This is a genomic window from Synechococcus sp. PCC 7335 (genome assembly GCF_000155595.1).
Lineage (GTDB): Bacteria > Cyanobacteriota > Cyanobacteriia > Phormidesmidales > Phormidesmidaceae > Phormidesmis.
Genome location: NZ_DS989905.1, coordinates 747,608 through 774,507 on the forward strand (window position 1 = coordinate 747,608; position 26,900 = coordinate 774,507).

The window sequence follows — 26,900 nt, forward strand, 5'->3', positions numbered from 1 at the left end:
GAGACGAGTGAGACTTACTGAATCGGCCTGTGCATCAGCTGCTGTAGAATCGCCTCCATATCAATGAATTCAGGTGCTTTGTAGAACTCATAGCGGCCATGAAAGATAAGGTGCTGTCAAGCGATGGGCGAAACCAGCTTGAGCAGTTCCATCCCGTCACCATCCTGCTGACGCTCACTGTGAGTAAAGAGCTTAGAGAGGATCACCATGTTGTAGTAGACGATGCAATTGGTGAGCAGACGAGCGCACTCCCCCAGATTTGGTTCTTCTTAAAGAAGCGATCGCCCCGGTTCAAAGCAAAACCTTCCCTACCAGCGAACGCTGTGAGAAACGTAGATGAAGCAACCCCACCGTCTAACTGCTTCATTAATGTCAATGGTCTCAGTGGTGTCAGTGGTGCCAATGGTGCTTCTGTTTCTGTGCTGAGATTGCCCTTCCGGTTGTTAGGGTTAGCTACTGATACCAGTCTTTTTTTACAGGGAGCGATCGCCCTCTCTCTTCGCTCGCTAGCGTCCCATCCTATGAGTTAATTGCCTTGAGTGATGAGGTAGACGAGATGGGACTGATAAGGAAGCTCAGAGGACTGAAGCAGAAAAGGCAGAGGAGCGATCGCTAGCGTCTGCTTTGCTGCTTTTCTAGTTTTCTGGATATTGTTAAAGCAGCGATCGCCATCTTCTATCGTTGTTAAAGCTGCCGCGCTGTTGGTGAGAGCTGAAGAGAATTATGGGAGATAAAGAAGCGTAGAAAATTCCGGAAAATCTCTGATTACTCTCTAATTTATATTCAGACGGGTTCAAAGGAAATCTATCTATGTAAAAAAGGTTACGCAGACCAGCAGAATATACCATCTACCTCGAAGGTCTCTGCCTGCCTGTATGCTCCTCAGCTTCAAAGTAAGGTACTTCTGAAGTCAGACAGGCTTGTATGTTAGAGCCTACTTGGCTGAAAGGCTGAACATCATTGACTCTTTCATACTCACCACCTCCATAGCTCAAAGTGGTGGCATCCACTTGGAAAATTCGTGTATCTCTATGATCTGGGTCATCAAAACGGTAGATATTAGGTTGCTCAGAGTCTTCAGAGATAGAAGCTATCAGTTGACCATTACGACTAAACCCGACGTAGCAGAACTGACCATTGTGCTCAAACACGCTGACGTAAGCTCCTCTGTAATAAGCAGCAGGGATTAGATCTGGAGGCACATCATTGCTTTGCGAAGATGAATCAGCCGCAGTGCCGCTTTGCGAAGACGAAGTAGCCGGAGTGCCGGAGCTAGGAGGAGCAATACAGAACTGAGGATAATTGGAGCAAGTACTGCCATTACTTACTATAATTCCGCTTGTCGTCTGACCACTTCGTACTTTTACAACAATTGGTCTACTATTCGCGCTTCCAAACATAGATGGTGCGTAATAGAAGAAGTAGCCATCATCTTCTTCTAGATAAGAAAAGAAATAGTAATCACCCGGCGCAAGACTCATCCTAAAAGAAGCGATGGAACCATCCCATATAGCCGGTTGGTCTATACAGGTCATCAAGTGCAGGTTTGAGACGAGTTGAGCACACACCCGCATTGCGTCTATAACTTCAGACCCAAACACCCGCCTACCTTCGACGATACCTGGTTCAACTTGAGCAATGAGCTGTGGTGTGTAGCTTGTTGCATCAGCTGATTCTTCCCTTAATCCACTGGCGGTAGCCAGACTTTGGCTAGATATCAGGCCGCTAGCAGCTAGTAAAGCGCTAAGAACAGAGGTGTAGAATCGCATCAGCAGGTAAGGAGAGACAGCGTATCAAGGGCTAAGCGGTTTATTACCTTCTACATCCTGCCTTTAGATACTACGAATACCAATGAAGAATTTATAAAGAAGCAATTGCTATTTATTTGCTGACTGTGGCTATACAACAGTAGTTGTAATGGCTTGCAATTACATTCCTTTTTTCGCATATTCTGTTGGTGGCTATTTGTGAGCCTCACTAGTCAACCTATCAAAGCTTATGTACTTTACACTTTAGCCACTGCTATAAAGCGATTTTGTCCAGTCGGAGATTCGGTGTGCCCTGGAAAGCCTTATAAAAGTAACACGAATAATTCAATTGGGGAGTGGGAGGGCTTTATCTAGGCTAGGTGCAGTTATGGTGAGTACTGAAAGGCTGGTGTGGTCAAAGTCAAAGGACATCAGCTCTCAGCCCGCTTCATCGATGAGGGGTATGAAAGGGTGCTCGCCTGCCCATAGACATGTATCTAGTTCTCAAACACCAACGCTATCATATCTATTTGGAGTCTTAAGAAAGCAGAATTCTGAGTATAGATAGTGGATGCTAGAGCAGTAGCGGTAGCGGTGCGATCGCCCAATAGTCATTTCCAGCTACGAGATCGCATTACCACTCTTTATTCGTTTCCTTTGCATCCTCCCCTAAAAAGTGACATGGAAAGTATTTCACTCACTGAGTTGATTGAGAGAAACCGAGATTTCGCCATAGAAGACTTGTTGATGGATAGACCAGTGCTGCTGTCCAAGCAGGAGAGCGAGCCAGAGTTCACCGGGCTGTAGGTGAGTAGCCAGTTGAAGCTGGTCAAAGGAAGCAGGTTGTGTGAGCCAAGAGAGCGCTGATTGAATGGTTTGAATCCAGGCGTTTTTCTGCATGAGCGACATTAAGCGCCTCTTCAGCGGACTGCACCGCCTGTGTAACGGCGTTCGCTATTGACGGTCCATCAGGTAAAGGAAGAGGCTTCTGCCTCTGTTGTCTCGGCAGGGGTATTGGCTGAGTAACCAACGCCTGAGTTGAGAAGTAGAAAGTATCTTTATCGCCAGTTAGTTCAGCCATCCAACTTTCATCGAGGGTAGGTTCTTGGCCATACGCCTCAATCTCCTCGAAGACTTGTTCAGCGAAGCCACAGAATGCATCGGTATCGGCCTGAATGCGACTGGCAGCGATCGCAAAGAGTTCTTGGTAGAAGTTATGCGGGTTATTTTTGCGAGAGAGTGCTATGAGTTGAGCACGAAACCGCTGAGCCTTGGCTTGTGCCTGCTGCCATTGCTGAGCATTAAGTCTAGTTGTGGTCTCAGCCATCTATTGTATTCTCCAGCAGACAGAAGGGACAGGCGGCAGCGGGTTGTCGGTCTTGAGTGATGGTAACGTCTTGGCCGAACTTAGCCTGAAGAATACCAATAACCGTCCGAATATGGCGTCTGAGCTGAGCTTGGGGAACTCCTTTTAGATGAATAGGAGTTCCCCTTTCTATCGTTTTTGCCGCATCCTCGATGAGTGGTATGAAAGAGCGAGCGCATGAATGAGCCATCGGTACGGTTGCGATAGAAGGTGATTAGCACCGCTGGTGGCGATACGTAGTTAAGAGCGGGATATCAATGCTGTCAGTCCGCTGACTGCGCTGGCGAGATCGCTTTTTTAGCTTTGTTGAGTGAATGCTTGGCATAGTAAGAACGCCTAGAGTGACAGGTTCGCCCCTGCCAGCCAGGTTTAGCCTGTGCCACCACAACGGATTCATCAAACGTCTGATAGAGATTACCATCTTCAAAAGACAAGAACAGAGTAGAGTCGTCCTGGTTAATCAGGCAACCATGACGCGCCCAGGCGCTGTCTGCGCCTCTATGAACGTCTCCGATCGATGGAGCCAGTCAAGATGGTGTGGGCTAGTCATGTTTTTCATTCCACGTAGCAAGAAGGCCCACTGTCAGGAGAGAAGCACTGAGCAAAGCACCGGCGGCGGCAAACGCACTAGCTAATAAAGAGACGGGTTTGCCAAAGGACATCCTTTTTTGGAGCTAATGGCAAAGCGAACGAAACGTAGTCTGAGTTTAGTCTGAGTGCGGCTATTCTGCTACTAGGAAAATGCTAACTAAGCGCTATGAGTAACCCTTTTTATATGGCAGGCATCAGATTGCATCGGCATAGACTGATCAGCCATAAGTTTAACACCCCATCACGCAAACGCGATTACACGTAATCGCATACACACTAATACTACTGGCGCTGCTTTCCCTCGTTTGATATCGTCGATGCGATAATGTGTAATCACAATATCACACCACCTTAACCAGCCAAAACTAAGACATAGAGGACATTACAAGCATCTGCTCACCATACTCATGCCGACAAGTTTGTGTAATCACAAAATCACGATATCAAAATATCACGCTGCAACAATTGGGTATTGAAGTATGCTGATAAGTGATTACACGTTAGCATGCAGTAGTGTAATCACGTTGGCACCCAATCATTTGTCAATACATATCATTGGAGAGGTCTATAAAGTCATGCCAATTGCAGCCGTCATTTCGCAGAAAGGCGGACCAGGTAAGTCCACGGTATCGATGAACCTAGCCGTCGCCGCCCACCTGTCGGACAAAAGTGTCGCTGTCTTAGACACCGATCCGCAGTGTTCTATTAGTCAGTGGGGCGATATCCGAGAAGGGGAAGGCATCACCGAACCTATCGTTGTCGCTATACCGCCCAGCCGTCTTACCCAAGCGATCGCCACTACTCAAGAGGACAACACAGATTTAGTCATCATAGATACAGCTCCTTTTAACTCAGAAGGGATTCTGACGGCGGCGCGACTCTCCGATATCTGCGTTGTGCCGTGTCGTCCATCAATCCTGGATCTTTCAGCGATCACAACCACACTTGACCTATGCTCAGCGGCAGGCGCAAAAGTAGGGTTGCTACTAAACGCAGTTAAGTCACGTCCGCAGCTGTACGAAGCGACTAGCGTTCTGAAAGATCTAGCGGAAACCGACACGAACCGACAGATCTGCCCGATAGCACTATGGGATAGAACTGAGTACTCGAAAGCAGTCGTTGATGGTCTAGGTGTGCTTGAATACTCGCCGACTGGAAAGGCCGCGAAGGAGATCAAGCAACTGTACAAGTGGTTATGTGCTAACGTGTAATCACAATGACACTTCATCACGTAAGTACGTAATAAGGAAATCACAACCATAGGATTGCCGAAAGGTGAACACCCAAAGCTATCGTCTTGTGATAGCGTGATATCACAATTACACGGTACAAATTTTTTATAGGAGAAGTGTTGCTATGTCTGGTCTAAGAGATCGGCTTAAGCAAGTGGGAAATGGCAAAGCCGCGACTGGCAAAGTACAATCGGCTGCACCTGCTAAGCCTGACAATAAGAAGAGCCCGCACTATCGCCCGAGTCGATCAGGTAAGAAAGCCATTATCGGCTACTTCGACCCGGCAGTCTCAAAACAAGTGAGACAGCTAGCGCTAGATGAAGATACGAGCGTAGAAGCACTCGTCGGGGAGGCGCTAGATCTATTGTTTGAGCAGCGTGGCCTACCTCAGATTGCTGGAAAGCAACCCGACTAGTAGTCAGTCATGATTGAACTTTCGGGTAGAGGCGCTTGAGTTTGATGCGTGCATCATCAGTGGAGAATTGCCAATCAATCCCAGTTTGTTGATGGTTCCGTTGTGTTGCCCAAGCCTGAACTTCTTGTTCAATTTCGGTCACGTTATCAATGCGTCGGCTGAGACATTGTCGGGTCAACACACTTAGTTCAGGCTCTGCCATATTGAGCCAACTGCCATGCTTAGGCGTGTAGACAATCTTCACCTTGTTTCGAATGCGGCGAGCTTCCTGTGGCGTAAAGGCTTGGTATAACGAGGTAACGGTATGGGTGTTGAGATTGTCACAAACTAATGTCAAGGTTTCAGCTGTGGCGTAGCGGGGGAGGTCAATCAGTTGCCGCAGTTGCTGTGCCCAATCAATGGCGGTTCGTCGGTCACTAACACGTACGTCTCGCCACCCGGCTAACGGTTCAACGAACATCCAGACCGTACAGGTTCCCTCGCGAATGTACTCGTGGTCAATCCGTTCAGGGGTATTAGGTTTGACAGGGTGTGGGAGGTGTTTCTCCTTCAGTAACTGTTTGGGTTGCTCGTCCATGCAAATGATTGGATGGGCCGGGTCATACGCCAACTGGTAAATATCCAAGACTTGCTCCATCTGGCAGACGAAAGCAGCATCCTGCTTGGGTGGAATGCACCACATGGTACGTCGCCAAGGCTTCAATTCATTTTTTTCAGCACTTGGCGAACCGTTTCATGGCTAACCGGCTCGACGATGTCTAAGACGACGGCTTGGTCTGCGAGCAGCCGTAGGCTCCAACGGGCATATCCTGGTGGCGGCTGAGAACAAGCTAAGGCCACCAAACGAGCTTCCTGCTCACCATCAAACTTGGGTGGGTTGGGCAGTTGGGATGGCGGCTTGCGAGACAACAAAGACAATGGCCCTTGAAAGACTGCCTGCTTACGCCAACTTTCGATGCTTCGGGTCGTCACCCCATAGGCTTCCGCAATCAGCTGGTCACACCAAGCCGGGCCAGCCTCGCTCTCGTCACATTTCAGTAGAGCTTGAGCGCGGGTCAGTTTCCACTTGGCCGCTTTCCCTTTCGAGACAAGTGCTTCTAGTTCCGCTCTCTCTTCAGGCTGCAATTTGACTCGATGCTGTTTTCTGCTCATGAACGTTCAACTCTCTCTAGAACAATCTTTTCGAGAGTTAGGGTGCCCGAAAATTTAGGGCTGACAGACTACTAGTTTGTCCTTGCACCATATCCAACATGGTCGGCTTCTGGAAAAGCTATACCCTAAGTCAAACTAATCTTGTAGTGATAACGCGATTACACGATTACACATAAACCTCTGTAGTGAAAAATATGACTCTGAAAAAGTTTGAGAAGATAGCTACGGCGAGTCCGTTTGTTGAGTATTTCGGAACGTTCAACGGGCGTGGTAGTCACGAAGGGATTGCGGTCACAGCTGAGGGACCATATGAATACGCTCAGTTTTGCTTAGAGCTGATGTCTGAAGGGCTATGTAGGATAGCAGAAGAGAGACCCCTGATCGATCAATGGGGATTGAGTCAGATCTACTCGTGGCCGAAAAAATTAATAGGAGGCGATCGCCAGTGTTCTACAGGCGGATAGCCTTAACAGTATTCGTGTCGTTTTTGAATTAGTCAACGTAAGTAACACGAATATTTACCATCAGGCTTGGGACTAACCAACAGAGCGATCGCCTCCTATCTTTTCGGATTCCAGATAGAAATTAAAAAATATTAGGAGAGACCTGTTTAGTTTGAGCAGCATCAGTGTGTTCCGTATTGTCTGCCTAGCCGCTGTTATGAGAGCGGCTAGTGCCTTGAAGAGCTAGAAGTTAGTCGAGGATATAGAGATGAATGCGGTAGAAGAATGGCAGATTGTTATCGACGTATCGTTTGATAACATAAACAAAGGTACGGATCTATCGAAAGTTGTAGCATTTCGTTCCGCCTGCAAGTCGAGAGTTATCTATATGACCGAGCTGACGAAGGCGCAGGCTGAGCGGCTGTTCACTACACAATGCAGCAGTTCGAGAGCTACGCCCCTGGCACTGTTGGCAGTGGTACTTATGCAGAAGTGGTAGGCCGTTTGGAAGATCTCTACCCTGGTTGGGTGGAAGAATGTGAAGAAGTTTAAAAGAGAGTGCAGTCACTACTGTGGAGACTTATGTCTACCACAGTACTTAATTTTCCTAGAGAGCGATCGCTCCATCGCCTGCGTTGGTTTACTGCCAGAGCGATCGCCCGAGAGTTGAGGCAGCGCTGAGGTGCTCTGAAGGATTGGGAGGAAGCCCATGGATTTCAAAGAGTAGACAACACTGCTGCCTTGTCGAAGATTGCGCCCCGTTCAATTAAGTCTTGTTTTTCTGCAAGGGCTAACCCTAGAAACTAACTAAGGAAAGCACTAAAATTCCTAACGGGACGAGAAAAAGCAATCTATACCAAACTAACTCACCTAGAACGTTCGGCCAGATCTTCATAGCCAAAGTCATAAGCACTATACACACACAACAATCACGATAAGTGTGGTGGGGCGCAGGTAGGAACTGGCTGATGTGCTTAAGCATCACGATAGCGGCATCAATTGGTAGTGCTAGCAGATACAGCGCATACCAGTTTCGTTGTTTAGTGCCTTCTATCCCTAAGAGAAGTCTTCCGAGCAGCGATCGCTTCAGACTTCTCTGTTGCGCTTGTTTCTCGTGACGCAAAGGGAAGTGATTTTCCATGAGTGCTTTCTACCAAGCAAATTCTAAAACCACTACACAATGAGTTTAGCTGATGGAGAGGTTAGCGAAAGTGATCGCTCTATGAATAGTCCCTAAGAAGGGTGATCGCCTTGTTCAATACTGGCTACGTTAGTCACCTGAAAGCTTTTTACTCGCCAGTCGGTTCAAGCTAACGCCTTGCTCCGCCGCTTGGATAGCCAGTTCCCGATGCTGTTCGGGTGGAATTCTGACCATAAACTTACCGCTGTAGAGTTTCTTCGATAGCGGTGTTGGCACAGCCTCATCGTGCGCTTCTAAATCGTTGATACAAGCCTGAACTAAGTTGATGATGCCAGAGAAAGCAGTTTGCTGATTCTCGTCGAGCCAGCTTAGCCCAGGGAACTCGGCACACAGACCGACAAATTCTTCATCTTCTTCCGACCAAAACACACGATAGGTGTAAAACTGAGCGTCCATTACATCGCCTCCATCTTTCTAATCGCTGCTAGTACCTGTTTGACTTGATAAGGCTTACCCTTTCCTTTTTTTGACTGGATATTGACATAGGGTTCGCCCTGCCAGGGGGTGCGATAAACTCGATGACTGCCGCCCGATTGACGGGGCTTACCGAAGAAATGATCACAAACCTTAGACAAATCAGAGAATTTTACCCCCTTAGGATTGTTCTCCATGTCTGCCAAAATCTTCTGAATACTAGCCATTTCGCAGGTAATATCAATAATGATACTATAACGTAAATTATTGATGTTGAGTCTCAAGGGTGGCCTGAGCTCTTCTTCCTATCACTATTCACTTTCTCTTTGCAGCTGCTGAAGATAGGCTGTGCCGCCAAGCTGACTCATCTGAACCAGAATCCAGCTTTGTCGGTCTAGTACTTCCTGGGAAGGCGCTTCGATGCGGTAAAGTTCTGGCCCAGGTAGTACAGCAGCTAGTAGGGCAGCTTCTTGTGAGGTGAGGTCTCGGGCAGGGAGTTGAAAAAACTGTTGGCTAGCGGCTTCTACGCCGAAGGTACGCTCGCTAAACTGGGCAATGTTCAAGTACATTTCTAAGATCCGCTGCTTGTCCCACATCAACTCTATGAGCAGCGTTAGCCAAGCTTCTATCCCTCCACCTTCCAAAGCGATCGCCCTCCAGTCTGTCCACTCATCGGCGTTGCCGTCTAAATTTCCAAGGCATGACAGGGTTTGGATTGGACCAGAAAGCGGATTGTGTCTGCTGAGCGCTCTGTTCTGCCTCTAAGTAGTCTGAGCGATCGCATATACTGATCAGATGACACTTGCTGAGCAAGACTGTCCTATAAATTGGCTCATCGAGTTTAACTTGACAATGCCTAATACGCTAACGTTTGCACCCTTTGCGAACGCAACTGAGACCTTCCCATCTGCTTCTATCCAACAACGTCGCTTGGAAGTACTCGATACGGCAACTAAGTTCGTTGATGATATCCAAAAGGTTCGCTTAGAGCAGCTGAACAACCAGACTAAGGCGGTTGACGATATTCAAAAGGTTTGGTTGGCGCACTCGAATAACCAAACCAGAGCGGTAGATAGTTGTCCCTGAAAAACCTAATCTAGGCAGCAGACGATCGCGAAAAACTGTCATCAGAAAGGCAACGGCAGAGTTTACGCAAATTGAAGCCATAAGCAGCCATCAAAGCGTTTATACAGTCACCCTGCTTACCTTTGAGGAAGTTACGCTTGAGAGCATGGTCATGTTTGAGATGACCAATGACCGGCTCAATCGCACTGCGCCGCTTGGCCAAGCGTTTGAGCACCTCTTTGAACTTTCTGGCGCCTGCCACGAGCACCTGTAGGCCCTCTGGATGATGCTTGCTGCCTCGAAAGCCTCTGTCCACCGCTACTTGCTTGGGCAAAACGCCACTGAGCCGATGAGTTTGCGCTATCGCGTCGCTCAGTGTGGAGCCGTCATAGGGATTGCCGTGAACCGCAGCCGTACCTACAATCCAGTTGCTCGCACTGGTCGTCACAAACACCACTTTGCAGCCAAACTCGTAGCGCTTATGAACCTTGACCTTTGCCAAACATTCGACTTCCGGCGCATGCATACTGTAGAGCTTGTTAGAATCACTTCGTTTCTGTTGCTCAATCTGTTTTCCCGGTTCAACAACACAGCCATTTCTGCATCTGGCTGCGGTAGCTTTCGTTCAATATCTCGAATCATACGACCCAAGTAAGTGCGTAGTTTGCGAGTATGCCTTCTGGCTCGTTTGAGTTGCCTTGCAACTCGATAGCGACTCTGCTTAAAGAAAGCATACTTTCCAATCCTTACATAGCTTTGACGGAGCTTGACACCTCGCTTTCTCGCCGCCCGCACCAGCGTTATTCTGGCCTCGTTGTAAAGTCTCGCATCAGTCGGAAAAGCCACCGCTTTCTCTTGCACTGTTGTATCCACATTCACTCGCCCAATCTCTTTCGGTTTCATCACAGCGCTACGCATCGCGGTCTGGATAATTTGACTGAGCAACTGTTCAAATCCATCGGTACCAATCTGCTTTCGCCACTTCACTAGACTCGCTGGATGGCATGGCAGTTCATGTTGAAACACCTGCTCGCCGCAGAAATGCTGCCAGTATGGATTCTCGACCCACTTTGCCGCCACACTCTTATCACTTTCGTCGTACAACGCCTTCTGATAGTGCAGCCCTACCAACAATCGAGTTGGCAACGCTGGTCGTCCGCCACTCGCTTTGACAACACATCCGAACTTCTTCTCGAACGCCTGCCAGGCTATCGTTTCGGCCAATTGGACAAGCGGATGACTTAGGTTCAACTGACTCGCTAGCGCTGATAGCGACGAGTCCCTATTTGAGGGCGATAATGATGGCTTCATTTTGCAAGCTTTTCGGAGCAAGAGCGACTTATCCGACAATTCTAGCTTGCCCTCTAAAGCTTGAAGCCTACTCTTGTCAAGCCTTTCATTAGTTTTCAGGGACGACTAGATAACGTCTAAGCCACTCGGCCAGCTAGTCTCGGTGCTCGTACTCTCATGCTGAGAATGTGTCGGACTGGATGAAGGCGCTGGCTGGTAAGCAGAGAGAAGCACCAAAGCGGTGGATGGACATTCAGCTATTTGTTCACTTTTTGTCCTGTACATAGATCTTCCCATTTATACAAAAGTTATATAAACCTTTCTGGGTCTAAAAATGCGGCAGGACCTGGAAATATGCTTCTAATAGTAACTTGAATTGTATCTGGAATATCTTCAATCTCTTTAATCATTGATTTAAGGAGCCGTATAGAGCTAAACAATACGCAAACATTTACAATAGAAGTTGCATCCAAAGTTGGATATAGCCTTTTATCTGGTAAAACGCTTGATACATTCACGCGTACATTGTTGTTTTCAGCCCACTTGTTAAGAATGTATCTGAGAATGTCTTCCCTATCTTTCAATTTAAGTTTAAGAACAGCTGTACATTCATCAGAGTTCCAAGTTAGAGGCAATTTCTTCTCGAAATCAACTTCCGAGATTTCAGAACAGCCTATTTTGTGGATGTGAACAGACCTTTCGCCTTCCACTCCACATATTCGATCTTTTGGCATTGGATAGCAACATTTTGAAATTAAAAGCATACCTGAAAAGCTACTAGTTAAACCCTGAACAGCAGGAATGTCAGATACATCTTTATGCTCATTTAAACCAAATGACTTTGACACGCCAATCTGAGGTCTTATAAACGTGTCTGAGTAACGTTTTTCTGCTTTTCGAATATCTTCAATTCTTATTCTTCCTAAGCCTAACTGCTGTTGAAGTTCTTCAATACTTCCGCAATTAAGGCACCGAGAAATGTATTCAAACTTGTTCCCTCCTAAGTAGCATTTACTAAACTCTCGTTTAAGAATAGTAGCTCCTCTTTTTATATTTTCTTTATGCCAAAAAGAACTGATAGAATCGGCTGCTTTAGTAGTAACAACAAACTTTTTCCAAGCAATATCAGGTTTTCTCTCGCCGCCATCCCTCTTTATAATTTCAACCTTATCTCCATTTTCCAACATAAAACTTAGTTCGCACTCTATGATTTCCCAATTTTCTGGACCTTGACCATAGTTGCGAGTTACCTTTGCACGATAGCAGGAATGCCCCAATTCTGTATGTATCTTATAAGCAAAGTCTACAGGAGTTGAGCCTCTCTTGATAGTAATTGGTTTGTCTAAACTCGTGTAGACGGTAATTGTATCCTGATTAGCAATTATATCAAAAAAACTTGTTTCGCTTTCAATGTAATTAACAAAACTGTCTATATCATGAATTTGTAACTCATCAATTTCGTAAGGTATTTCGTTCTGACATTCAGGCTTTTTCTTATGCCTTTTAAAGAAAGAAACGAACGACTCAACATCTTTCTTGTTACTAGTAATGTAGAATTTTGTATTTGAGACGCTTGCTAGAACTAAGTCTATGTATTCTCGATGCTTCAGTTGCCTATTCTCAGAAAGCAATTGAAGTTTATTGGCTTGATCTCTTAACAGTTCATAAGAAATTTTATCACTTATTCTTATTAAATCTTTTGAAGCGTTGATTATGGCTGTCTTTTCTTCTGTACCTAGATCTTCTTCTAATAATTCTATATAGTCACGCATACTCACATAAGTGTAGGAAGGCTCCTCTAACAGAATATGATTTGAATTGATTAACTCTAGTAAGTTAGAAAGGCTTTTCTCTGAAAATCTCAAGCCATCAATACTAGTATGACTTGATGGCAGACCTGAGCGCAACAGAATCTGAGCCAGCGTCGAGAGGTCCATCATCACGTGTATGTGCTTCGTGAGGGATGCTAGAGAGCGTTGCATAAGAAGTGTAATAATAAGCTAATTGCTAACAAAAGAAGGTTTGATGGTGTAGATAGTTCTTTAAGTTCTGAATAGCGAATAAGATATGAATGGCGTTGCTAATCTGAGATACAAGTAGGTAGCCTAAATTAAATGAGGTTATCAAGCGTCGCTTGATAACGGTTTCAGCAACTTATAGCAGCGTTTATATATAGCTACCTACTTAAGACATTTGTGATAAAATAAGCGATAGTACGTGATTAATTCATGCTTAGTTCATTCTGTAGATTAACTAAGCAACGCCATTTATCTAGATACAGCTAGCCATCTTAATTCTTCCTAATACTAATAGCCTCGTCTGTATGACCACTATTGGCTTTCTCTAATTTCTCCTTACTTATACCTGGAAGACTTCTTTGCATAACACTTTTAGGATCAGGCAAAACTTTGCTTTTATCTGAAGTAGCTTCACTATGGCATGGAGATTTTTCCCAAATAGGAGGCGAAGAAACAACCATCAATTCCTTAGTTGCTAATTTTGTGAGTAGACACGAAATTGAACCGCTGTTGCCGTAAGTACAGTCAAAACTTTCAGCAATATCTTCTACTCTTTTCTTTTCACTTGGTGAAAGCTTTACACTATAAGACTTATGACCTAGCTTTTTCTTGGTTCCTCTACCTTTAAGAAGATTCTCGAGGCCAGAGTTTTCTTTGGTTATGGACATTACTATTTATCTCCGCACTTTGGCAATCCGTTTTCAGCCAAAGTCTATCACTTTTGGGAATATCCTCCCAAAAGTAGCATACGTTTTGTGAAGATAGAATTTGAATTAGTGCTCTTTGATCCCATTCATAGTTGAGATTTGAAGGAATTGCTGCTGGGATGGTCCTGGATTGGGCCTTGACCTCACAGTTGACTTGAGAGCTTGCCTGAAAAGTGGTAGGAGGTTCCAGACTCTGTAGAACTCGAATATACTTCACGAGAGCGGCCCAGAGCTATTTCTACAATTACTTCTCTATCAGCGCGATCCCCCTGTTGTTCAGTGAAGCACGACTGCCACTGACAGCGAGTGAGGAAGCTATCGGATGAAGGATGCAAATACCTAGGTATCCTCAAAGCAGTGCTTTTTTACTGCTTCAGCCCTAACTGTCGAGTTGGGGTTTTCAAGCTTACAGGAGTGATCGCCATTATGCTTTCCTCTCTTAGCGTGATCGCCTCTTCATTCGTGGGGTGTTAGGACCAGAGTAGGCACCTAACTTACTAAGGGTTTCTTTAAGAATAAGACATAATCTGGGTACGTTGACTAATGAAACGAGAGACAGCAACCCATTACCTCAGCGGTTAATGGTAACGCGATACTCAGTCATTTACTCATCGTCGTCCCTTTGCGTAAGCTGCATAGTGAGATCCAGTATTGCCATGATGCTTTCCAGCCGTCCCACGTCATTGCCAGCCAGTCCCAATACTAGCAGTGCGAGCATCGCAGCGCTAGTCCTTTGGTCAGTTGATTAGCCTTCATATGTATTTACTGAGTGGTAGACTTTGTTGGATTGTCCAGTTACATATGATTTTATGGATTGACACAAATAGCTCCCAGTGAGCAGCCGCGACAACTGTGATTGGTAGCGATCGCCCCAATGTAGTGATATCGGCTCATCACGATTTTGTAATTTTTGTTTTTCGGCTTTTCAGCCTCCTACCGATTGAAAAAGCCCCTGCGTCTGATCTCTTTAGAGATCAGACGCAGGGGCAAAGAAACTAGTATTAACAGCGGTTGCCGATTACACCCGAGTCTACTGAGTCAATTGGAGCTACACATCCAAGCCATCTGTAGATTCGTCGTGCGAAATTTGGCTCTTGCTCCACTGTTCAGCGTAAGCTGAAACTAGCCATTCGTGCATAGGATAGTAGAGATATACCCAAGGTCGATAAGGCGAGATCACAATGTTTCGCCCGTCTTTCTTAACAGCTTCAATGATTCGCTGTGCCACCCAGTCAGACGAGAGCCGACTGTCATGGCTCATTTTGCTGATAAACCCACCTGGAACTACCTTTCTAATAATGCATGGCGAATTAATTCGCTTGAATGTCACAAGCTGACCAAGAAGCCGCTTACTCAATTCGTAGACAGGACTGTTAGCAGAGGCCACCTCCGCCTCTGAAGTTACTACCCAGACTTCTTTACATGCTGCGTCGAAAGCGGTTTTGACGGTATGAGTAAACCGGTCTAGAAGAGCATATGATGACAATGCATTCACACGAATAGAATCAAGCACCGCTGCTTCTGTAAGTTCCCGACGATTAACTCCGTGGTTGAGAACTAGGATGTCAGCGGACTTTAGAACTTCGTCTAGAGCATCTAGGTTATCAACACTCCAAAGGACTGTCTTTAGCTGTACCAGCCTGCCATCAACTTCTACTTCTATAGGGTTTGTGTGTGAAGAAGTGAGTGCGATGACTTTGGCCTCTTCTAGAATAAGTCTAGCAATTAGGCTTTTGCCCAAACTACCGGAGGCTCCGGTGACGACAACAGTTTTTCTTTTCAAGGAGAGAGCAGTTCCGAGCAGTCGATCTACTAAGGTGAAGATACCACTGAAATATGCGTTAGGGTTTTCAAAATGGTGACGCTGATGGTAGCTCCAGTTGACACACCACTTACCGGGATGAGCCACACTTTCTGTCTGCTTATGATTCAGATCTTGCTCAATTGCCCACTTGTATCCTAGTCCCCTAAGAATAGCCATTAGAAGACTATGTAGAGTGAAGAGTAAGCATAAGAAACTGCCAATTGATGAAGAAGACCAGCCAGAAATCAGAAATGAAGAGATAGATATCGAGAAAGCAATCATGAGCATTATCACTGACTCAGGCACATCATGATGCCATTGAGAGCGTTGATACAGTGCAGAGCTTACTTTCGACATATCACGCTTAAAGACTCTGTGGTGCCAGTTATGGTGCCGTGATAACCGGGGAATGTAATGGGAAAGAACATGGAAACCATCTCTTGCTATCTCAACACATAGTCTTGTAGCTGCTGCCCAAATAGCTGTTAAGACGATAAAGAGAATTGTGCTTTGGATGTGTGAAGATGTAGCAATAGGTGTCATTAAACGATCATCAAAATCAGCTAAAGCCATTGCTTTTGAGATGGCATTTTCTACTAAGTTGTTCATGAATTTATCCTCTTTCGATTAAAAGAAAAAACAAAAAACGCTGCATCGAGAAAGTCATCTCAATACAGCGTCGTAACAGGTACCTGCTCTCCGGCTATGCCTTTTTATTCAGTTGGAACCCTTACTAAAGCAGCGCTACTTTTGGTAGCTATGGATGTATTGAAGGTCGCTAGGTGTACCACCAACAACAATCATCAACCGATTTTTTGAACAGTTGACCGTAACGTCAAAGTCACCATGACTACCCCGCGTCCAGCTAAGCACAAGCCTTTCTAAAATCATCGTGAACAAATTAACCATTTCCTTCTGAGAAAAAACTGCTCGAACGTGAGGAGGCATTTTATGCCAGGTATGAGTCAGTTGATCTCGACTCCATCTTGGATCTTCCCAATTGCTGATGTCGCCTAGTGACAATGTATAGGAAGGACATGGGAAGTAGCCTAATGTCAGGATAATCAGGCCCTGGCTGCCCCTCGTGCTTTTAATCTTGAAGGCCCACTCTTCTCTAGAAACTGCTTCGCTTGCCTGAAGCAAATCTTGCGAAAGCTGTTTCATTAGGACGTACACTCCATCCTCTACGGAATAGACTCTATTCATCGCTATTTCCAAAGTACTGAGAAATGTTGGTGTTGTTGTTCATAAACCAAACTCCTTGCCTATAAGCGTTAGGCATTATTCACTTTTTACAGACAGAATTAGCGATCCCTGGTTTTTGAGATTGAGCCATCTTTAGTTTCCCAACAAGGTCTTCTAAAGATCAGAAGACCTTCGCCGCTTGGTTGCAGCATATCTTCTTCGTATGTGTACCTTGCTATTCATTCAGCGAAGGCTTTTGAATACAGAACTATCACTAAGACAAGCCACGTAGGACCAAACTACACATGGCACGGGCCACGGGCATGTTTCTGCCCTGACCTAAAACCGTCGATGAACGTCTTTGACAAGCCGCAAAGGAAAGCTCAATTAGAAGGCAAAAGCACTATTTAGTAACACCATACTATTATACTATAGTTTTTTGATATGTGTGCTACTTTTGGGATAAATTTCCCAAAAGTAGTAACTAGTTTTGATTCCCTAGTATTTTCGTTCTGTTTGTCCTTTTTGATTGCGTATTCGAGATTCGGTGCTGCTCTGGCATTGAAGGTGGCGACTGATGGTTTAGCGTCCTATCCAAGAGCAATCGAGGAAGAACTGGGTGAGGAAGTCGAGCACGAGGTGCGACCCTGCACCGCCAACCAGTCGAACAAAACCATCGGCGTATCAAGCATCGCTATCACCCTACTCTGGGCTTTGGGGAATTTGATGCGGCGCAGCGATTCTGTCGAGCAGTGGATAAAGTGAGTAACTTTTTAAGACCTCGGACGCGAATGACAGAACTCGTGTCTCTACATGACCGAAGAAAACATTTCATAGCAAGCTGTGAGAAACTGCAAGCATTATTCCAGACCGCTTAAACAGATAGAGAAAGGTGCGATCGCATTCGTGATGATACGTCGATATTTGGCTACCCATATCTGACAAATTCGAGTGCTGTATTCAGCCTCTAAGTAAGCTGCGTGATCTCATTGACTCAGATATTGGCGATAAGCAACGGCATGACCGCTTTGGACTAGGCATGAGCTGATTAATCACAAGTCTAAGTGATCACATACCTTCAGCCCTTTGCAGAGCACTGGTCGCTTAAATCTCTGGGAGACTGGAAGCTTAGAGTAACGAACGTCATCTGAATTGCTCTAAGCAAGCCAAATGTCTCCTGATACTTGCCCCATTCATTTACAGGCAGCTCCGCATCAGCTTGACGGTGGTAAATGCTATTAGGCCAATCACCAGACGGGTTACGGTGGTGCCAGTCGTGAACAGGAGAATCACCAGTGAGAATCAACAGCCGACTAGGTAAGTGATAAAAGAAAACTCGTGCCCACCAACACACCCACGACAACCAGTACTCTAATTGTGATTCCTCACCTGTATGGCACGGAGGTGACTCACAGAGAATAATTGCACTTGTCATTACGCCTAGAGTTGTCCGACCGCGATCACCCGTATCTGGCACAGGCCAACGGTGCTCTACGCACTGTCGAAGTAGACTACTGCATTCAAACAGGATAGTCACTGTGACTAGGTATGCGATCGCAAATGAAGGATTGTGCTCGATGTAAATGAGTAACATTAGCACTAGCCAAATAGCCACCGCAGCTAGATCATGAGCTTTGTTAGGAGATAGAAAGGTAGCTTGTAGTCTTGAGCATAGGCGTTCAGCGTGAAAAGTAGGTGAGCACAGTGTCTTGATGAGATGTTGCCAAGATTCACTGACTGTTGCACCGAGCTGGAAACCCGCCGCCTCCAGTAGATATCGATATGTCTCGTCATTCTTTTGTAGCAGCGATAAATGGCCTGGCCTCGAACCAATTTGATGGTGCTGATGACGATGGTCTTTACAGTAAGTATCGAAGTCGCCAGACAGCGTAAGAACTGCGACAAGCGAACCCAATAAGACATTCGCATGTCGATTGGATCTAATGCCTGCATTGTGACTACAAGCATGCATGAACGTCAGACGAAACCACCGAAAACTATGAAGCAATAGCAGCTGTCCTAGGAAGGTCATCCAGATATAACCGCTCGTTGTCGACCAAAACATCACGCAAATTGAACAGCAAAAGACGAACGCCTTTTGGATTAGTTGGTTGGTTGACGTTTTTTGGAAAGCTGGTTGCTGGCCTGCGTAGGGCTTCCCACTTAGCTCTGTAAACAAATTTTGAAACCACTTTCTATCTGAGAAAACTTTGCGCTTGACAGCTTCGCGTGGATTATCGCAACTATCGGAATTGACCAAGGTTTCTGTTTTTGAGATGGCATCTTCTACTGAGACGTTCATTGAATTTATCCTCTTTCGATTAAACAAAAAACAAAAAACGCTGCATCGAGATAAGTCATCTCAATACAGCGTCGTAACAGGTATCTGCTCTCCGGCTGAGCCGTTCTTATTCAGTTGGAGCCTTTGCTAGATCAGGGCTACTTTTGGCAGATATGAATGTACTGAATGTTGCTAGGTGTACCACCAACAACGATCCTCAACCGATTTTTTAAACGATTGATCGTCACTTCAAAGTCACCATAGCTACCCTGTGTCCAGCTAAGCAAAAGCCTCTCCAATATCATCGTAAACAGAGCAATCATTTCCTCCTGAGAAAAGGCTGATTGAACATGAGAAGGCATTTTACGCCAGATACAAGTCAGTTGATCTCGACTCGATCTTAGATCTTCCCAATTGCTGATGTCGCCTAGTGACAATGTATAGGAAGGAAGTGGGAAGTAGTCCAATCTCAGGATAATTAGGCCCTGACCAGCCTTCGCACTTCTAATCTGGAAGTCCCACTCTTCTTTGGAAACTACTTTGCTTGCCTGAAACAGATCTTGTGAAAACTGCTTCACTAGGACGTACACTCCATCCTCTACGGAATAGACTCTATTCATCGCTATTTCCAAAGTACTGAGAAATGTTGGTGTTGTTGTTCATAAACCAAACTCCTTGCCTATAAGCGTTAGGCATTATTCACTTTTTACAGACAGAATTAGCGATCCCTGGTTTTTGAGATTGAGCCATCTTTAGTTTCCCAACAAGGTCTTCTAAAGATCAGAAGACCTTCGCCGCTTGGTTGCAGCATATCTTCTTCGTATGCGTACCTTGCTATTCATTCAGCGAAGGCTTTTGAATACAGAACTATCACTAAGACAAGCCACGTAGGACCAAACTACACATGGCACGGACCACGGGCATGCTTCTGCCCTGCCCTAAAACCGTCGATGAACAGCTTTACTAAACAGTCCTCACATCAATCACTCTAAGGAAAACTTAACTATAGAGAACGGCCTTCATCTCTTTGAGGTCCAATTCCCCGCCGCTATGTGGCATCCAAGAAAAACAGTGTCCGAAGGGCTCTGCTGAGCGACGACGAGCCACATAGCGTGTGAGCTTCGAGAAGTGATACCCCGTCCGCTTGCGGCGGGGATATTCATTGAGTGTTCCGTAAGATAATAGTATCATATAAATCAGTAATACGTACAAAAACGTTTTTAGATTTTTGGATATGTCTGAATATGCGCATAAAGTATCATTTAACAGCTTTATATCTCCATGAAGGCTTATAGAATCTTTGGCATTACTTTTTATCAGTATTACGCACACCTTACTTACGTGACTGTGTTAGAAGCTACAGTGTTTCTGGTCGTGAACTAAAGAAGCGTGGGAAACGTCGTCTACGTTATTGAGTTAGACAACGAGCAATGGATTGTCCTTTCTGCGATCATCCCACACCCCACAAGCACGGTAAGACCAGTAAAGGTAGTCAGCGATATCGTTGTACAGCCTGTCGTCGAACGTTTACCGAAACCTTTGATACGCTGTACGATCGACGCCAAGTAACCTCAGAGCAGGTAAAACTGATCTTACAGACCTACGTTGAAGGCAGCAGCTTACGCGGAATTAGCAGAATTGGAAAGCGGGCATACGGCACCGTCGTGGACATCGTTCGCTAGCCTAGCTACAGAGCCCGGCTCGTGCATAACGAAGTGCTCAAAGATACTGCTGCACGAAAAGCTGGATTATTGACACGGTCTTGGGTTTGGCATGATATCGCCACATAACCCACGTTATGTTGAGGCACAATCGTATTTCTATACGTAATAAATTAATATTATTGTTAAATCATAAAAAGTAGTTAGAAGCCTTTGCTATGATACTCTTATGGCAGTAGGCGACAATGCTTTTTATCTGCTATATGTATTTATGTACGTAACTTAAATAGAGTCCTGCACTAGGTACTTTCCATATGTTGATCGTTGCAAAAACTGATCCTGAGGAACTTGCAATTCCTGAAAGACCTTCTTTAGTTTCTTCTTATAAAGCGAAGCGCGGGCGGCCGCCGACTTTGAGTGAAGAGAGAAAGAGGAAGCGACGTAATGTTTCAATCTCTGATACAGCCTGGGACAGGTTAGACAAACTAGCAAATGACCTTGGTTATACTTCCAAAAGCGAGTTGTTAGAGAAGATTGGTCGAAGAGAGGTAGAGCTTTCACACCCTGAAAGCTCATCTGGCAGCTCGTCTTTGAAGGACATTCTTATATATCGCCGTATAATGGGGCTTTTCGACCCACATGGTGACGTCTTAAGATCTTTGGTAGGGTTTAATTATGCGATCTCTCAAAAACTACCACAGAAAGAAAACAAAGCTTTTTCTGAGTTGTTGAGTGATAATTTACTCACATCGCTATCAGTAATATTTCAACATTGTTATATTCGTCCTGATCGCTATGTCAATAGTATCAGTGCTTTAAGTCGCCTTATTAATTACTGTCTCCTGCTGAACCAGGCTGGTTTAGCAGATGAATGGTTCTCTGATCAAGATAGAGACGAGTTTGACAATAATTCAATAGAAAGCAAGAAAGTAGAAGGTTGTCTAAATCAGATTGGATATGGAATGAGTCATCTAAAAGATGCTAGCTTTTCTCATCAGCTGACAGCTTTACGTCTTAAGTATATTGGAGGCTTTACCGAAGCTCAGATTCAGCAGATATACGCGCTTCAAGGAATGGCGTTTACCATAGAACAGATTCGTAGTCTTGTTCATGAAGGATGGTTTTCTTTTCGTAGTCACTGGAGCCAAACTATCGAGACTGAGCCTGATAAGGAGCCTGACATTGAGCCGGATGCTCAGAAATATTGCAAACTGCTTTGGTCTTCTTCCTTGGAGAGCGCCGAGTCACGGAAAGCTTTACTACGAATAATTTTAAAAGCAACCTATGATGCCCCTTTAAACTTTTGGTTGTGTGAGATTGAACACAAATGGCGTACTGAGTTTCTAGGTAGAGACGAAGGCTTAGAGAATGAACTGTCTCAACTACAAGCCGAGATTCAAGATCGGATTAGCGAAAGATTTGAGGAAAGAAAACAGGCCATTGATAGGAATATGCACTACTGTCTTAACCGGAGCGCAGCTGTGGATAAGCTGGTCGCTTTATTTGAGGAGGACACTGAGATCAGTAGCAAGACAAAGCTTGGTACCTTTGTAACTAAGTTGCTTCAAGCTGAACCAGAAGGTCACTTTGCTCAAGAACTAACTGCAGTACTGGATTCTTCTGATAAATGATAAATAGTAGCCGTTTTCTGTTAGTTATATGGAAGCTTTAGTCCTTAGTACCTGACCAAGCTACCAGTTACTAAATATTGAGTCGTCATTGGTAATGGTAAGAGCGAGGTGTACACGAGGTAATTGGTTCAATGGTCTTGCTAGTGGCCGTGTCTGCGCCATCAGCTGTTCTATCTTCCAAGAGAGAGATCGCCTTAGCAGTGATGAGGTGGTTATACAAAGAGGTGCTGCAAAAGCAGTTGGAACAGTCCCTAGGTGTGGCTTAAGTGTGAGGCCACATCAGTGACTGCACTCTGGGTAATGGATAGAACGCTGGTCTGCTAAGCTTTCGGTAATCTGAAAGCCTACCCTCACTTTGGTTGTTCCTGTTCAATGTCAAGCTCATCTGGTCTGACGGTTACCAAACCTATCTCTGTCTGGAATAAACCGTTAAAGACAAACTTCAAAGACTTGTTTAAAGCGCTAGGCAAAGCCGGGGTAGATGCGGCAACCGGGCAATGGATAGGACTGGGGAAAGACGCTGTCGATGTACTGTCCGCAATTGGTCTAGATAGTAAGAACCCAGCAGAACTGTCCTGGGCACTAATCTATAATTCATTGAGCAGAGCGACCTTCCAACTGGTAGCCGAGAGTCAGTTTTTGATGAAAGAGGTGCCTGTAGACATCGCCACGCTTACCGAGCAACTGGATCTATCGCTAGAAACGAGCGAGCTGCAAATTACAGCTAACTTCTTTGAACATCCAGAGCAGTTGAGCGTTGTTAGTCGTCTACAAACCCCCGTAAAGCAGTGGCTGATGGGTGTAGGCCTGGATGCGGTTCAATCAGAAACCGTTAGCAATCGCTTACCCGCTTACTTCACCTTCGCCTTGCACGAAGAGTGGCGACGCCATTCTCAAACCTATAGTAGTATCACCGCCGCCGTAAAAACGCCCTTCACCGAGGCGACAGAGCGAGAACAAGGCTGGCGACTGTACGCCTCCTGGCTGCAAAAGCAGATCGAGGAACCCATGATGTTCGAGGCCTTTGGTCTCAAAGATGTCTATATTCCGCTCAGAGGCTACTACAAGCGCCAGCAGCCTAGCCAAGAGTCTTCCTCGATAGCCAAAGCATATGAGAGTGCGGAACCTAAACCAGAACGTGTAGTGGTAGACCTCGCTACTGAGCTGAGGGGGTGGCTGCGCAAGGCGGAACAGCAAGATGCGATTCGAGTAATCAGCGGAGGTCCAGGCGCTGGAAAGTCGTCGTTTGCCAAAGTCTATGCGGCTGAACACGCTCAACGAGGTGAGTTCCCAGTTTTGTTTGTTCCACTTCACCAATTCACACCTACTGGAGACCTAGTTAAAGCAGTAGATGAGTTTATCCGATACGACCACTATCTGAAACATAACCCCCTTGATCCTGAGAGTGAGGGGAGCAGACTGCTGGTAATATTCGACGGTTTAGACGAGCTGGCGCTGCAAGGGAAAATAGCAAGAGAAACAGCGCAGTCCTTTGTTCGAGAAGTGCAGGACAAGGTCAGTCGATTTAACTATCGAACGACCCGCCTTCAGGTGATTATCACCGGCAGAGAAGTCGTTGTCCAAGAATCTTTCAGAGAGCAGCATCAAATTCTGCATGTCTTGCCGTACCTTCTTCCAAAGAACGAACGAAAGGAAGTAAAAGGTGAGCCTTACATTGACCCTAACGGCTTGCTATCAAGAGATCAGCGAGGCGATTGGTGGAGCAAGTATGGTGTGGCGGTAAAGCAAAACTATTCTGCCATGCCAGGAGTGTTAAAAACGGCCAGCTTGACTGAGATAACAGCGCAGCCTCTATTAAATTACTTAGTGGCCCTGAGTTATGTAGCAGGAAAGCTTACCCTCTCGGCGGCGACAAACTTAAATACTGTCTATGCGGATTTGCTGGATGCGGTCTATGAACGAGGCTACGAAGACAGCGGTCGGCACCGTGCGCTCACCTCGATGTCAAAAGCGCATTTTATACGAGTGTTAGAAGAGATCGCGCTGGCGGCGTGGCATGGCGGTGGCCGTACAACCACTATTCAAGAAATCGAATTGCACTGCGAGCGCAGCGGTCTGAGTAAGCTTCTGAGCGATTTTGAGGAAGGCGCTGAGCTAGGTGTTACTCGACTACTTGTTGCCTTTTACTTTCGACAAAGTGGCCAACGAAGCGATCAGAGAACATTTGAGTTCACCCACAAAAGCTTTAGCGAGTATCTGACTGCTCGACGGATTGTCCGGGCGGTGTCTCGAATTCAAAAGCAGCTAGCGCGCCGCGCTGAAGATATAGAGGAAGGATGGAGTCAGCGAGACGCTTTGCAGCATTGGGCAGAGGTATGTGGCCCAACTCGTATAGACGTTTATCTGTTGGATTTCTTAAGAGATGAGGTGGCTTTGTGTCCTGTGAAACAGGTAGCTAAGTGGCAGAAAACGTTTAGTGAGCTAATCGCCGTAATGCTTCGGCGGGGAATGCCGATGGAGAAGATTGAGCCGTCACTTAGATTCTATGAAGCGAATCAAAGAGCGATTCATGCGGAAGAGGCACTTCTAGCTGTGTTGGGTATTTGTTCTTCAGTGACTAAAGACATTTCAACAGTAGAGTGGCCTACTCGGGTATCGTTTGGGGCGTGGATAGGACGTTTGCAGGGACAGAGAGTAGATGTTGAGAATCTAGCATCTCTTTGCAGCCTAGTACGTTTAAACCTATCTAGTTCGGTTCTTATCAACCGAGATTTAATGGGAGCCGACCTGCGTGAAGCCAACTTGCGCGAAGCCAACTTGCGCGAAGCCAACTTGCGCGAAGCCAACTTGAGCAGAGCCAACTTGCGCGGAGCCGATCTGAGCGGAGCCAACTTGAGTGAAGCCAACTTGAGTGAAGCTGACCTACGCGAAACCAACCTGCGCTTAGCTAACCTGCGCGGAGCCATTCTGCTCAAAACCAATCTGCGTGAAGCTAGGAACGTTACTAAGGAGCAGCTAATAGAAGCGCTACTTTGCAACACCTGTCTTCGTGAAGGTATTAGCCTAGATCCTGACCGTGATTGCGGGAGACGATGGAACAGCTAACAGAAGCCTTTTTATGCAATACCCGCCTACCTAATGGCATTAGCCTAGACCCTAATCGCGATTGCGAGAGATTGCTACAACAAGGCAAACAATAGCCTCGCCTTTGAGTGCTGTCATCGCCTGTTGACTGCTTTTCTAGTATTGCGATCGCTATTGCCCCATCACGGTCTCTTATCTTCCAGTAGTCATTCGTGTCACTTAAATTGTCATAATAAAAAACGACACGAATAAATTCATCGAGGCGTGGGAAGGGTTCATAATTCAGGTTAGGTGCCGGTATAGTGAGAGCTGAATTGCTGGTCTGGTCAAAGTAAAAGCGTCTTACTAATACTGGGCGCACGAATGTAGCTAAGTGACTTGAAACTAATTACAGTACCTGGCTATAGGGAAGGCGTCACTAGCTTAACCCCGGCTATTCACCAGGCAATCTAAATCAGCGACCATAGCTACAGTTTTGCTGATAGACGGCGACCCAAACCGAACAGCGAGCACAAGTAGTGGCCGCGACGTGGTTACTGCTTTGACTATTTTCCCCTTTTGGGTATAAAAACGTTTGTTTCTCAAGACTCAAATTACTCACTGTGCTAATTCTCTGGAATCTTCTTAGTCTGTCCGTTTTTCTCCTACTAGATCACCGTACCAGAGTGTACAGCCTCCTTCTGGAACGTCTTGTGGCTTCATCGTGCCTCTGAATATATCCGAACTTGGCTCTAGAGTTAGTAAATACAAAGATTGTTCTTCAGGGCAGCAAGACCCATTGAAAGTTAGTGTCAGCTGAATATTTTCCTCACTTCTTTCTCCACTCAAAGTGGCGTTGTTACAGGGGTTTTGTAACGCTGTCCCTTTAGAACCAAGCATTTCTCCAGTCACAATATTGTCAGTAAAGCTAAGCCTCCAAACCCGATTTATTGTTCCAGTAGCTTCTTCTATAAAACCGTCACTGCTGATTCGTCTGTTCCCTATTATTGATATGTCCCAAATTCCATCTAGCTCCCTTTCTGATTGAGTTCCAGATATTACAGGTGTCTCTGGTTCAGACTGCTGCGGATTGGATTGTTCTACTGGGCTAGTCTGTGATACTGGTTGTGTCGGTTTTGATGCTCTCAATCCTTCTGTTAGCCAAAAAATTACTACTCCAGAAATTACTGTAGCTAGAATCCCAGCAGACCATTTCAACGTGTTGATCAGCGGCTGATTGTTTCTCTGGTTCATGTATAAGTCAGTGAAAGGAGTGATGAGTTGATAAAGACTACCATGCTAGAAGGCTGAGGAGCGTGATCGCCCCTTCTCTTCCCCCCTTGGCTGTTACTACCAGTAACGCGCTATTTATGCGTTAATCGACTTCAGTTGAGGAGGTTGGTAGGGATGCGGTTGAGGATACTGTCACCGATTAGATGGTTTACTTTGGGTGTAGCAGGTAAAACGTCATGGGAGTGGATGAAACTGCTGCTTATTCCGTTGTTCCTAACAGGCGGTGCGCTTTATTTAGAGAATCAGGTAGAGAGACGACAGGAAAGGATTGCGGCTGAGCGTTATGAGCAAGAGGCGCAGATTGCGGCGGAACGGGCTAAGCAAGAGACGTTGACCAGCTACTTTGAGCAGACGAAGGAGCTACTGCTATCAGAGAACT

Annotated in this window: 31 protein-coding genes and 1 pseudogene; 12 read left to right on the forward strand and 20 right to left on the reverse strand. The window is 45.8% G+C overall.

Features of this window, described 5'->3' with window-relative positions:
- Window positions 1-116 precede the first annotated feature (116 nt).
- Entirely contained in the window at window positions 117-209 is a 93-nt protein-coding gene (locus S7335_RS29620; RefSeq protein ID WP_157620583.1) for a hypothetical protein, read from the reverse strand.
- A gap of 114 nt (window positions 210-323) precedes the next feature.
- Between S7335_RS29620 and S7335_RS29625 the strand changes: the two genes are divergently transcribed.
- Window positions 324-530, forward strand: coding sequence for a hypothetical protein (locus S7335_RS29625; RefSeq protein WP_157620581.1), 207 nt, complete (start codon window positions 324-326; stop codon window positions 528-530).
- Window positions 531-848: 318 nt separating this feature from the next.
- On the opposite strand, the gene S7335_RS23045 is transcribed toward S7335_RS29625, so the two are convergent.
- Window positions 849-1,769, reverse strand: a complete 921-nt coding sequence (locus S7335_RS23045) for a hypothetical protein (RefSeq protein WP_006457835.1) — start codon at window positions 1,767-1,769, stop codon at window positions 849-851.
- Between the two features lie 546 nt (window positions 1,770-2,315).
- Here S7335_RS23045 and S7335_RS23050 point away from each other — a divergent pair.
- A complete protein-coding gene (locus S7335_RS23050; RefSeq protein ID WP_006458206.1) occupies window positions 2,316-2,555 on the forward strand; it encodes a hypothetical protein in 240 nt (79 codons plus the stop codon).
- A gap of 22 nt (window positions 2,556-2,577) precedes the next feature.
- On the opposite strand, the gene S7335_RS23055 is transcribed toward S7335_RS23050, so the two are convergent.
- Together S7335_RS23055 and S7335_RS23060 are read right to left on the reverse strand one after the other, a co-directional pair.
- Complete coding sequence (locus S7335_RS23055) at window positions 2,578-3,075, reverse strand: hypothetical protein (protein ID WP_006457866.1); 498 nt, start codon at window positions 3,073-3,075, stop codon at window positions 2,578-2,580.
- A complete protein-coding gene (locus S7335_RS23060) occupies window positions 3,068-3,304 on the reverse strand; it encodes a hypothetical protein (protein ID WP_006458188.1) in 237 nt (78 codons plus the stop codon). Before S7335_RS23060 ends, S7335_RS23055 begins: the two co-directional genes overlap by 8 nt.
- Window positions 3,305-3,455: 151 nt before the next feature.
- Between S7335_RS23060 and S7335_RS27500 the strand changes: the two genes are divergently transcribed.
- The 3 genes from S7335_RS27500 to S7335_RS23070 all read left to right on the forward strand — a co-directional run bounded on the left by S7335_RS27500 (window position 3,456) and on the right by S7335_RS23070 (window position 5,352).
- The gene (locus tag S7335_RS27500) at window positions 3,456-3,749 is read left to right on the forward strand and encodes a hypothetical protein (RefSeq protein WP_006457765.1); all 294 of its coding nucleotides are present in this window, start codon (window positions 3,456-3,458) and stop codon (window positions 3,747-3,749) included.
- Between the two features lie 531 nt (window positions 3,750-4,280).
- Window positions 4,281-4,916, forward strand: a complete 636-nt coding sequence (locus S7335_RS23065) for a ParA family protein (RefSeq protein WP_050766021.1) — start codon at window positions 4,281-4,283, stop codon at window positions 4,914-4,916.
- Window positions 4,917-5,061: 145 nt separating this feature from the next.
- Window positions 5,062-5,352 (forward strand): ribbon-helix-helix domain-containing protein, encoded by a 291-nt coding sequence (locus S7335_RS23070; protein WP_006458414.1) that lies wholly within the window; start codon window positions 5,062-5,064, stop codon window positions 5,350-5,352.
- Window positions 5,353-5,359: 7 nt separating this feature from the next.
- On the opposite strand, the gene S7335_RS27505 is transcribed toward S7335_RS23070, so the two are convergent.
- A protein-coding gene (locus S7335_RS27505; protein WP_157620579.1) for an IS630 family transposase occupies window positions 5,360-6,504 on the reverse strand; the annotation gives its coding sequence in 2 pieces (ribosomal slippage) (window positions 5,360-6,066 and window positions 6,066-6,504; 1,146 coding nt in all).
- Between the two features lie 194 nt (window positions 6,505-6,698).
- On the opposite strand from S7335_RS27505, the gene S7335_RS23085 reads away from it, so the two are divergent.
- Window positions 6,699-6,968, forward strand: a complete 270-nt coding sequence (locus S7335_RS23085) for a hypothetical protein (RefSeq protein WP_006457958.1) — start codon at window positions 6,699-6,701, stop codon at window positions 6,966-6,968.
- Window positions 6,969-7,514: 546 nt separating this feature from the next.
- Here S7335_RS23085 and S7335_RS28155 read toward each other — a convergent pair.
- The 5 genes from S7335_RS28155 to S7335_RS23110 all read right to left on the reverse strand — a co-directional run bounded on the left by S7335_RS28155 (window position 7,515) and on the right by S7335_RS23110 (window position 9,206).
- The gene (locus tag S7335_RS28155) at window positions 7,515-7,658 is read right to left on the reverse strand and encodes a hypothetical protein (RefSeq protein ID WP_006457857.1); all 144 of its coding nucleotides are present in this window, start codon (window positions 7,656-7,658) and stop codon (window positions 7,515-7,517) included.
- A gap of 85 nt (window positions 7,659-7,743) precedes the next feature.
- Complete coding sequence (locus tag S7335_RS23095; RefSeq protein ID WP_006458074.1) at window positions 7,744-8,088, reverse strand: hypothetical protein; 345 nt, start codon at window positions 8,086-8,088, stop codon at window positions 7,744-7,746.
- Between the two features lie 129 nt (window positions 8,089-8,217).
- On the reverse strand, window positions 8,218-8,544 hold the full coding sequence (locus S7335_RS23100; RefSeq protein WP_006457784.1) for a type II toxin-antitoxin system HicB family antitoxin: 327 nt from the start codon (window positions 8,542-8,544) through the stop codon (window positions 8,218-8,220).
- Complete coding sequence (locus tag S7335_RS23105) at window positions 8,544-8,789, reverse strand: hypothetical protein (RefSeq protein WP_006458224.1); 246 nt, start codon at window positions 8,787-8,789, stop codon at window positions 8,544-8,546. Before S7335_RS23105 ends, S7335_RS23100 begins: the two co-directional genes overlap by 1 nt.
- A gap of 84 nt (window positions 8,790-8,873) precedes the next feature.
- The gene (locus S7335_RS23110; protein WP_006457774.1) at window positions 8,874-9,206 is read right to left on the reverse strand and encodes a transglycosylase domain-containing protein; all 333 of its coding nucleotides are present in this window, start codon (window positions 9,204-9,206) and stop codon (window positions 8,874-8,876) included.
- Window positions 9,207-9,414: 208 nt separating this feature from the next.
- Between S7335_RS23110 and S7335_RS23115 the strand changes: the two genes are divergently transcribed.
- Window positions 9,415-9,648, forward strand: coding sequence for a hypothetical protein (locus tag S7335_RS23115; RefSeq protein ID WP_006458335.1), 234 nt, complete (start codon window positions 9,415-9,417; stop codon window positions 9,646-9,648).
- Window positions 9,649-9,658: 10 nt separating this feature from the next.
- On the opposite strand, the gene S7335_RS29050 is transcribed toward S7335_RS23115, so the two are convergent.
- From S7335_RS29050 to S7335_RS23140, 6 genes are all read right to left on the reverse strand, one after another.
- Entirely contained in the window at window positions 9,659-10,129 is a 471-nt protein-coding gene (locus S7335_RS29050) for a transposase (RefSeq protein WP_227500099.1), read from the reverse strand.
- Window positions 10,072-10,938, reverse strand: a complete 867-nt coding sequence (locus S7335_RS23120) for an IS5 family transposase (protein ID WP_071777029.1) — start codon at window positions 10,936-10,938, stop codon at window positions 10,072-10,074. Before S7335_RS23120 ends, S7335_RS29050 begins: the two co-directional genes overlap by 58 nt.
- Window positions 10,939-11,225: 287 nt before the next feature.
- Complete coding sequence (locus S7335_RS23125) at window positions 11,226-12,899, reverse strand: TGS domain-containing protein (RefSeq protein WP_083785168.1); 1,674 nt, start codon at window positions 12,897-12,899, stop codon at window positions 11,226-11,228.
- 308 nt (window positions 12,900-13,207) lie between these two features.
- Complete coding sequence (locus tag S7335_RS23130; protein ID WP_006458308.1) at window positions 13,208-13,603, reverse strand: hypothetical protein; 396 nt, start codon at window positions 13,601-13,603, stop codon at window positions 13,208-13,210.
- A gap of 1,087 nt (window positions 13,604-14,690) precedes the next feature.
- Complete coding sequence (locus S7335_RS23135) at window positions 14,691-16,055, reverse strand: bifunctional sterol desaturase/short chain dehydrogenase (RefSeq protein WP_006458046.1); 1,365 nt, start codon at window positions 16,053-16,055, stop codon at window positions 14,691-14,693.
- A gap of 135 nt (window positions 16,056-16,190) precedes the next feature.
- Window positions 16,191-16,652 (reverse strand): hypothetical protein, encoded by a 462-nt coding sequence (locus tag S7335_RS23140; protein ID WP_157620575.1) that lies wholly within the window; start codon window positions 16,650-16,652, stop codon window positions 16,191-16,193.
- A 495-nt stretch (window positions 16,653-17,147) separates the two neighbouring features.
- Here S7335_RS23140 and S7335_RS23145 point away from each other — a divergent pair, with 495 nt between their 5' ends.
- Window positions 17,148-17,396 (forward strand): hypothetical protein, encoded by a 249-nt coding sequence (locus S7335_RS23145; RefSeq protein ID WP_227500076.1) that lies wholly within the window; start codon window positions 17,148-17,150, stop codon window positions 17,394-17,396.
- Between the two features lie 313 nt (window positions 17,397-17,709).
- Here S7335_RS23145 and S7335_RS23150 read toward each other — a convergent pair whose 3' ends face one another.
- From S7335_RS23150 to S7335_RS27515, 3 genes are all read right to left on the reverse strand, one after another.
- A complete protein-coding gene (locus S7335_RS23150; RefSeq protein ID WP_006457933.1) occupies window positions 17,710-18,933 on the reverse strand; it encodes a fatty acid desaturase in 1,224 nt (407 codons plus the stop codon).
- A 137-nt stretch (window positions 18,934-19,070) separates the two neighbouring features.
- Window positions 19,071-19,532: a hypothetical protein gene (locus tag S7335_RS23155; RefSeq protein WP_006457928.1), complete on the reverse strand. Its 462-nt coding sequence runs from the start codon at window positions 19,530-19,532 to the stop codon at window positions 19,071-19,073.
- Window positions 19,533-19,911: 379 nt separating this feature from the next.
- Window positions 19,912-20,103 carry a hypothetical protein gene (locus S7335_RS27515; protein ID WP_006457983.1) on the reverse strand — a complete coding sequence of 64 codons (192 nt, stop codon included), beginning with the start codon at window positions 20,101-20,103 and terminating at the stop codon, window positions 19,912-19,914.
- A gap of 239 nt (window positions 20,104-20,342) precedes the next feature.
- Between S7335_RS27515 and S7335_RS23160 the strand changes: the two are divergent.
- From S7335_RS23160 to S7335_RS29055, 3 genes and pseudogenes are all read left to right on the forward strand, one after another.
- A pseudogene (locus S7335_RS23160) lies at window positions 20,343-20,591 on the forward strand (IS1 family transposase); the annotation flags it as partial.
- Window positions 20,592-20,887: 296 nt separating this feature from the next.
- Complete coding sequence (locus S7335_RS23165) at window positions 20,888-22,204, forward strand: hypothetical protein (RefSeq protein WP_006457841.1); 1,317 nt, start codon at window positions 20,888-20,890, stop codon at window positions 22,202-22,204.
- Between the two features lie 372 nt (window positions 22,205-22,576).
- On the forward strand, window positions 22,577-25,270 hold the full coding sequence (locus S7335_RS29055; RefSeq protein ID WP_006458344.1) for a pentapeptide repeat-containing protein: 2,694 nt from the start codon (window positions 22,577-22,579) through the stop codon (window positions 25,268-25,270).
- A 603-nt stretch (window positions 25,271-25,873) separates the two neighbouring features.
- On the opposite strand, the gene S7335_RS23175 is transcribed toward S7335_RS29055, so the two are convergent.
- A complete protein-coding gene (locus S7335_RS23175) occupies window positions 25,874-26,482 on the reverse strand; it encodes a hypothetical protein (RefSeq protein WP_006457858.1) in 609 nt (202 codons plus the stop codon).
- A 225-nt stretch (window positions 26,483-26,707) separates the two neighbouring features.
- Between S7335_RS23175 and S7335_RS23180 the strand changes: the two genes are divergently transcribed.
- On the forward strand, window positions 26,708-26,900 hold a 193-nt coding region (locus S7335_RS23180), incomplete at its 3' end, for a hypothetical protein (RefSeq protein WP_038019253.1).

Excerpts from the sequence above, each read along its gene's own strand:
- S7335_RS29620 (WP_157620583.1), bottom strand. The coding sequence starts at position 209 with ATGGTGATCCTCTCTAAGCTCTTTACTCACAGTGAGCGTCAGCAGGAT.
- S7335_RS23045 (WP_006457835.1), bottom strand. The coding sequence starts at position 1,769 with ATGCGATTCTACACCTCTGTTCTTAGCGCTTTACTAGCTGCTAGCGGC.
- S7335_RS23055 (WP_006457866.1), bottom strand. The coding sequence starts at position 3,075 with ATGGCTGAGACCACAACTAGACTTAATGCTCAGCAATGGCAGCAGGCA.
- S7335_RS23060 (WP_006458188.1), bottom strand. The coding sequence starts at position 3,304 with ATGGCTCATTCATGCGCTCGCTCTTTCATACCACTCATCGAGGATGCG.
- S7335_RS23065 (WP_050766021.1), top strand. The coding sequence starts at position 4,281 with ATGCCAATTGCAGCCGTCATTTCGCAGAAAGGCGGACCAGGTAAGTCC.
- S7335_RS23070 (WP_006458414.1), top strand. The coding sequence starts at position 5,062 with ATGTCTGGTCTAAGAGATCGGCTTAAGCAAGTGGGAAATGGCAAAGCC.
- S7335_RS23085 (WP_006457958.1), top strand. The coding sequence starts at position 6,699 with ATGACTCTGAAAAAGTTTGAGAAGATAGCTACGGCGAGTCCGTTTGTT.
- S7335_RS28155 (WP_006457857.1), bottom strand. The coding sequence starts at position 7,658 with ATGGGCTTCCTCCCAATCCTTCAGAGCACCTCAGCGCTGCCTCAACTC.
- S7335_RS23095 (WP_006458074.1), bottom strand. The coding sequence starts at position 8,088 with ATGGAAAATCACTTCCCTTTGCGTCACGAGAAACAAGCGCAACAGAGA.
- S7335_RS23100 (WP_006457784.1), bottom strand. The coding sequence starts at position 8,544 with ATGGACGCTCAGTTTTACACCTATCGTGTGTTTTGGTCGGAAGAAGAT.
- S7335_RS23105 (WP_006458224.1), bottom strand. The coding sequence starts at position 8,789 with ATGGCTAGTATTCAGAAGATTTTGGCAGACATGGAGAACAATCCTAAG.
- S7335_RS23115 (WP_006458335.1), top strand. The coding sequence starts at position 9,415 with ATGCCTAATACGCTAACGTTTGCACCCTTTGCGAACGCAACTGAGACC.
- S7335_RS23120 (WP_071777029.1), bottom strand. The coding sequence starts at position 10,938 with ATGAAGCCATCATTATCGCCCTCAAATAGGGACTCGTCGCTATCAGCG.
- S7335_RS23125 (WP_083785168.1), bottom strand. The coding sequence starts at position 12,899 with ATGCAACGCTCTCTAGCATCCCTCACGAAGCACATACACGTGATGATG.
- S7335_RS23130 (WP_006458308.1), bottom strand. The coding sequence starts at position 13,603 with ATGTCCATAACCAAAGAAAACTCTGGCCTCGAGAATCTTCTTAAAGGT.
- S7335_RS23135 (WP_006458046.1), bottom strand. The coding sequence starts at position 16,055 with ATGAACAACTTAGTAGAAAATGCCATCTCAAAAGCAATGGCTTTAGCT.
- S7335_RS23140 (WP_157620575.1), bottom strand. The coding sequence starts at position 16,652 with ATGAATAGAGTCTATTCCGTAGAGGATGGAGTGTACGTCCTAATGAAA.
- S7335_RS23150 (WP_006457933.1), bottom strand. The coding sequence starts at position 18,933 with ATGAACGTCTCAGTAGAAGATGCCATCTCAAAAACAGAAACCTTGGTC.
- S7335_RS23155 (WP_006457928.1), bottom strand. The coding sequence starts at position 19,532 with ATGAATAGAGTCTATTCCGTAGAGGATGGAGTGTACGTCCTAGTGAAG.
- S7335_RS27515 (WP_006457983.1), bottom strand. The coding sequence starts at position 20,103 with ATGATACTATTATCTTACGGAACACTCAATGAATATCCCCGCCGCAAG.
- S7335_RS23165 (WP_006457841.1), top strand. The coding sequence starts at position 20,888 with ATGTTGATCGTTGCAAAAACTGATCCTGAGGAACTTGCAATTCCTGAA.
- S7335_RS29055 (WP_006458344.1), top strand. The coding sequence starts at position 22,577 with ATGTCAAGCTCATCTGGTCTGACGGTTACCAAACCTATCTCTGTCTGG.
- S7335_RS23175 (WP_006457858.1), bottom strand. The coding sequence starts at position 26,482 with ATGAACCAGAGAAACAATCAGCCGCTGATCAACACGTTGAAATGGTCT.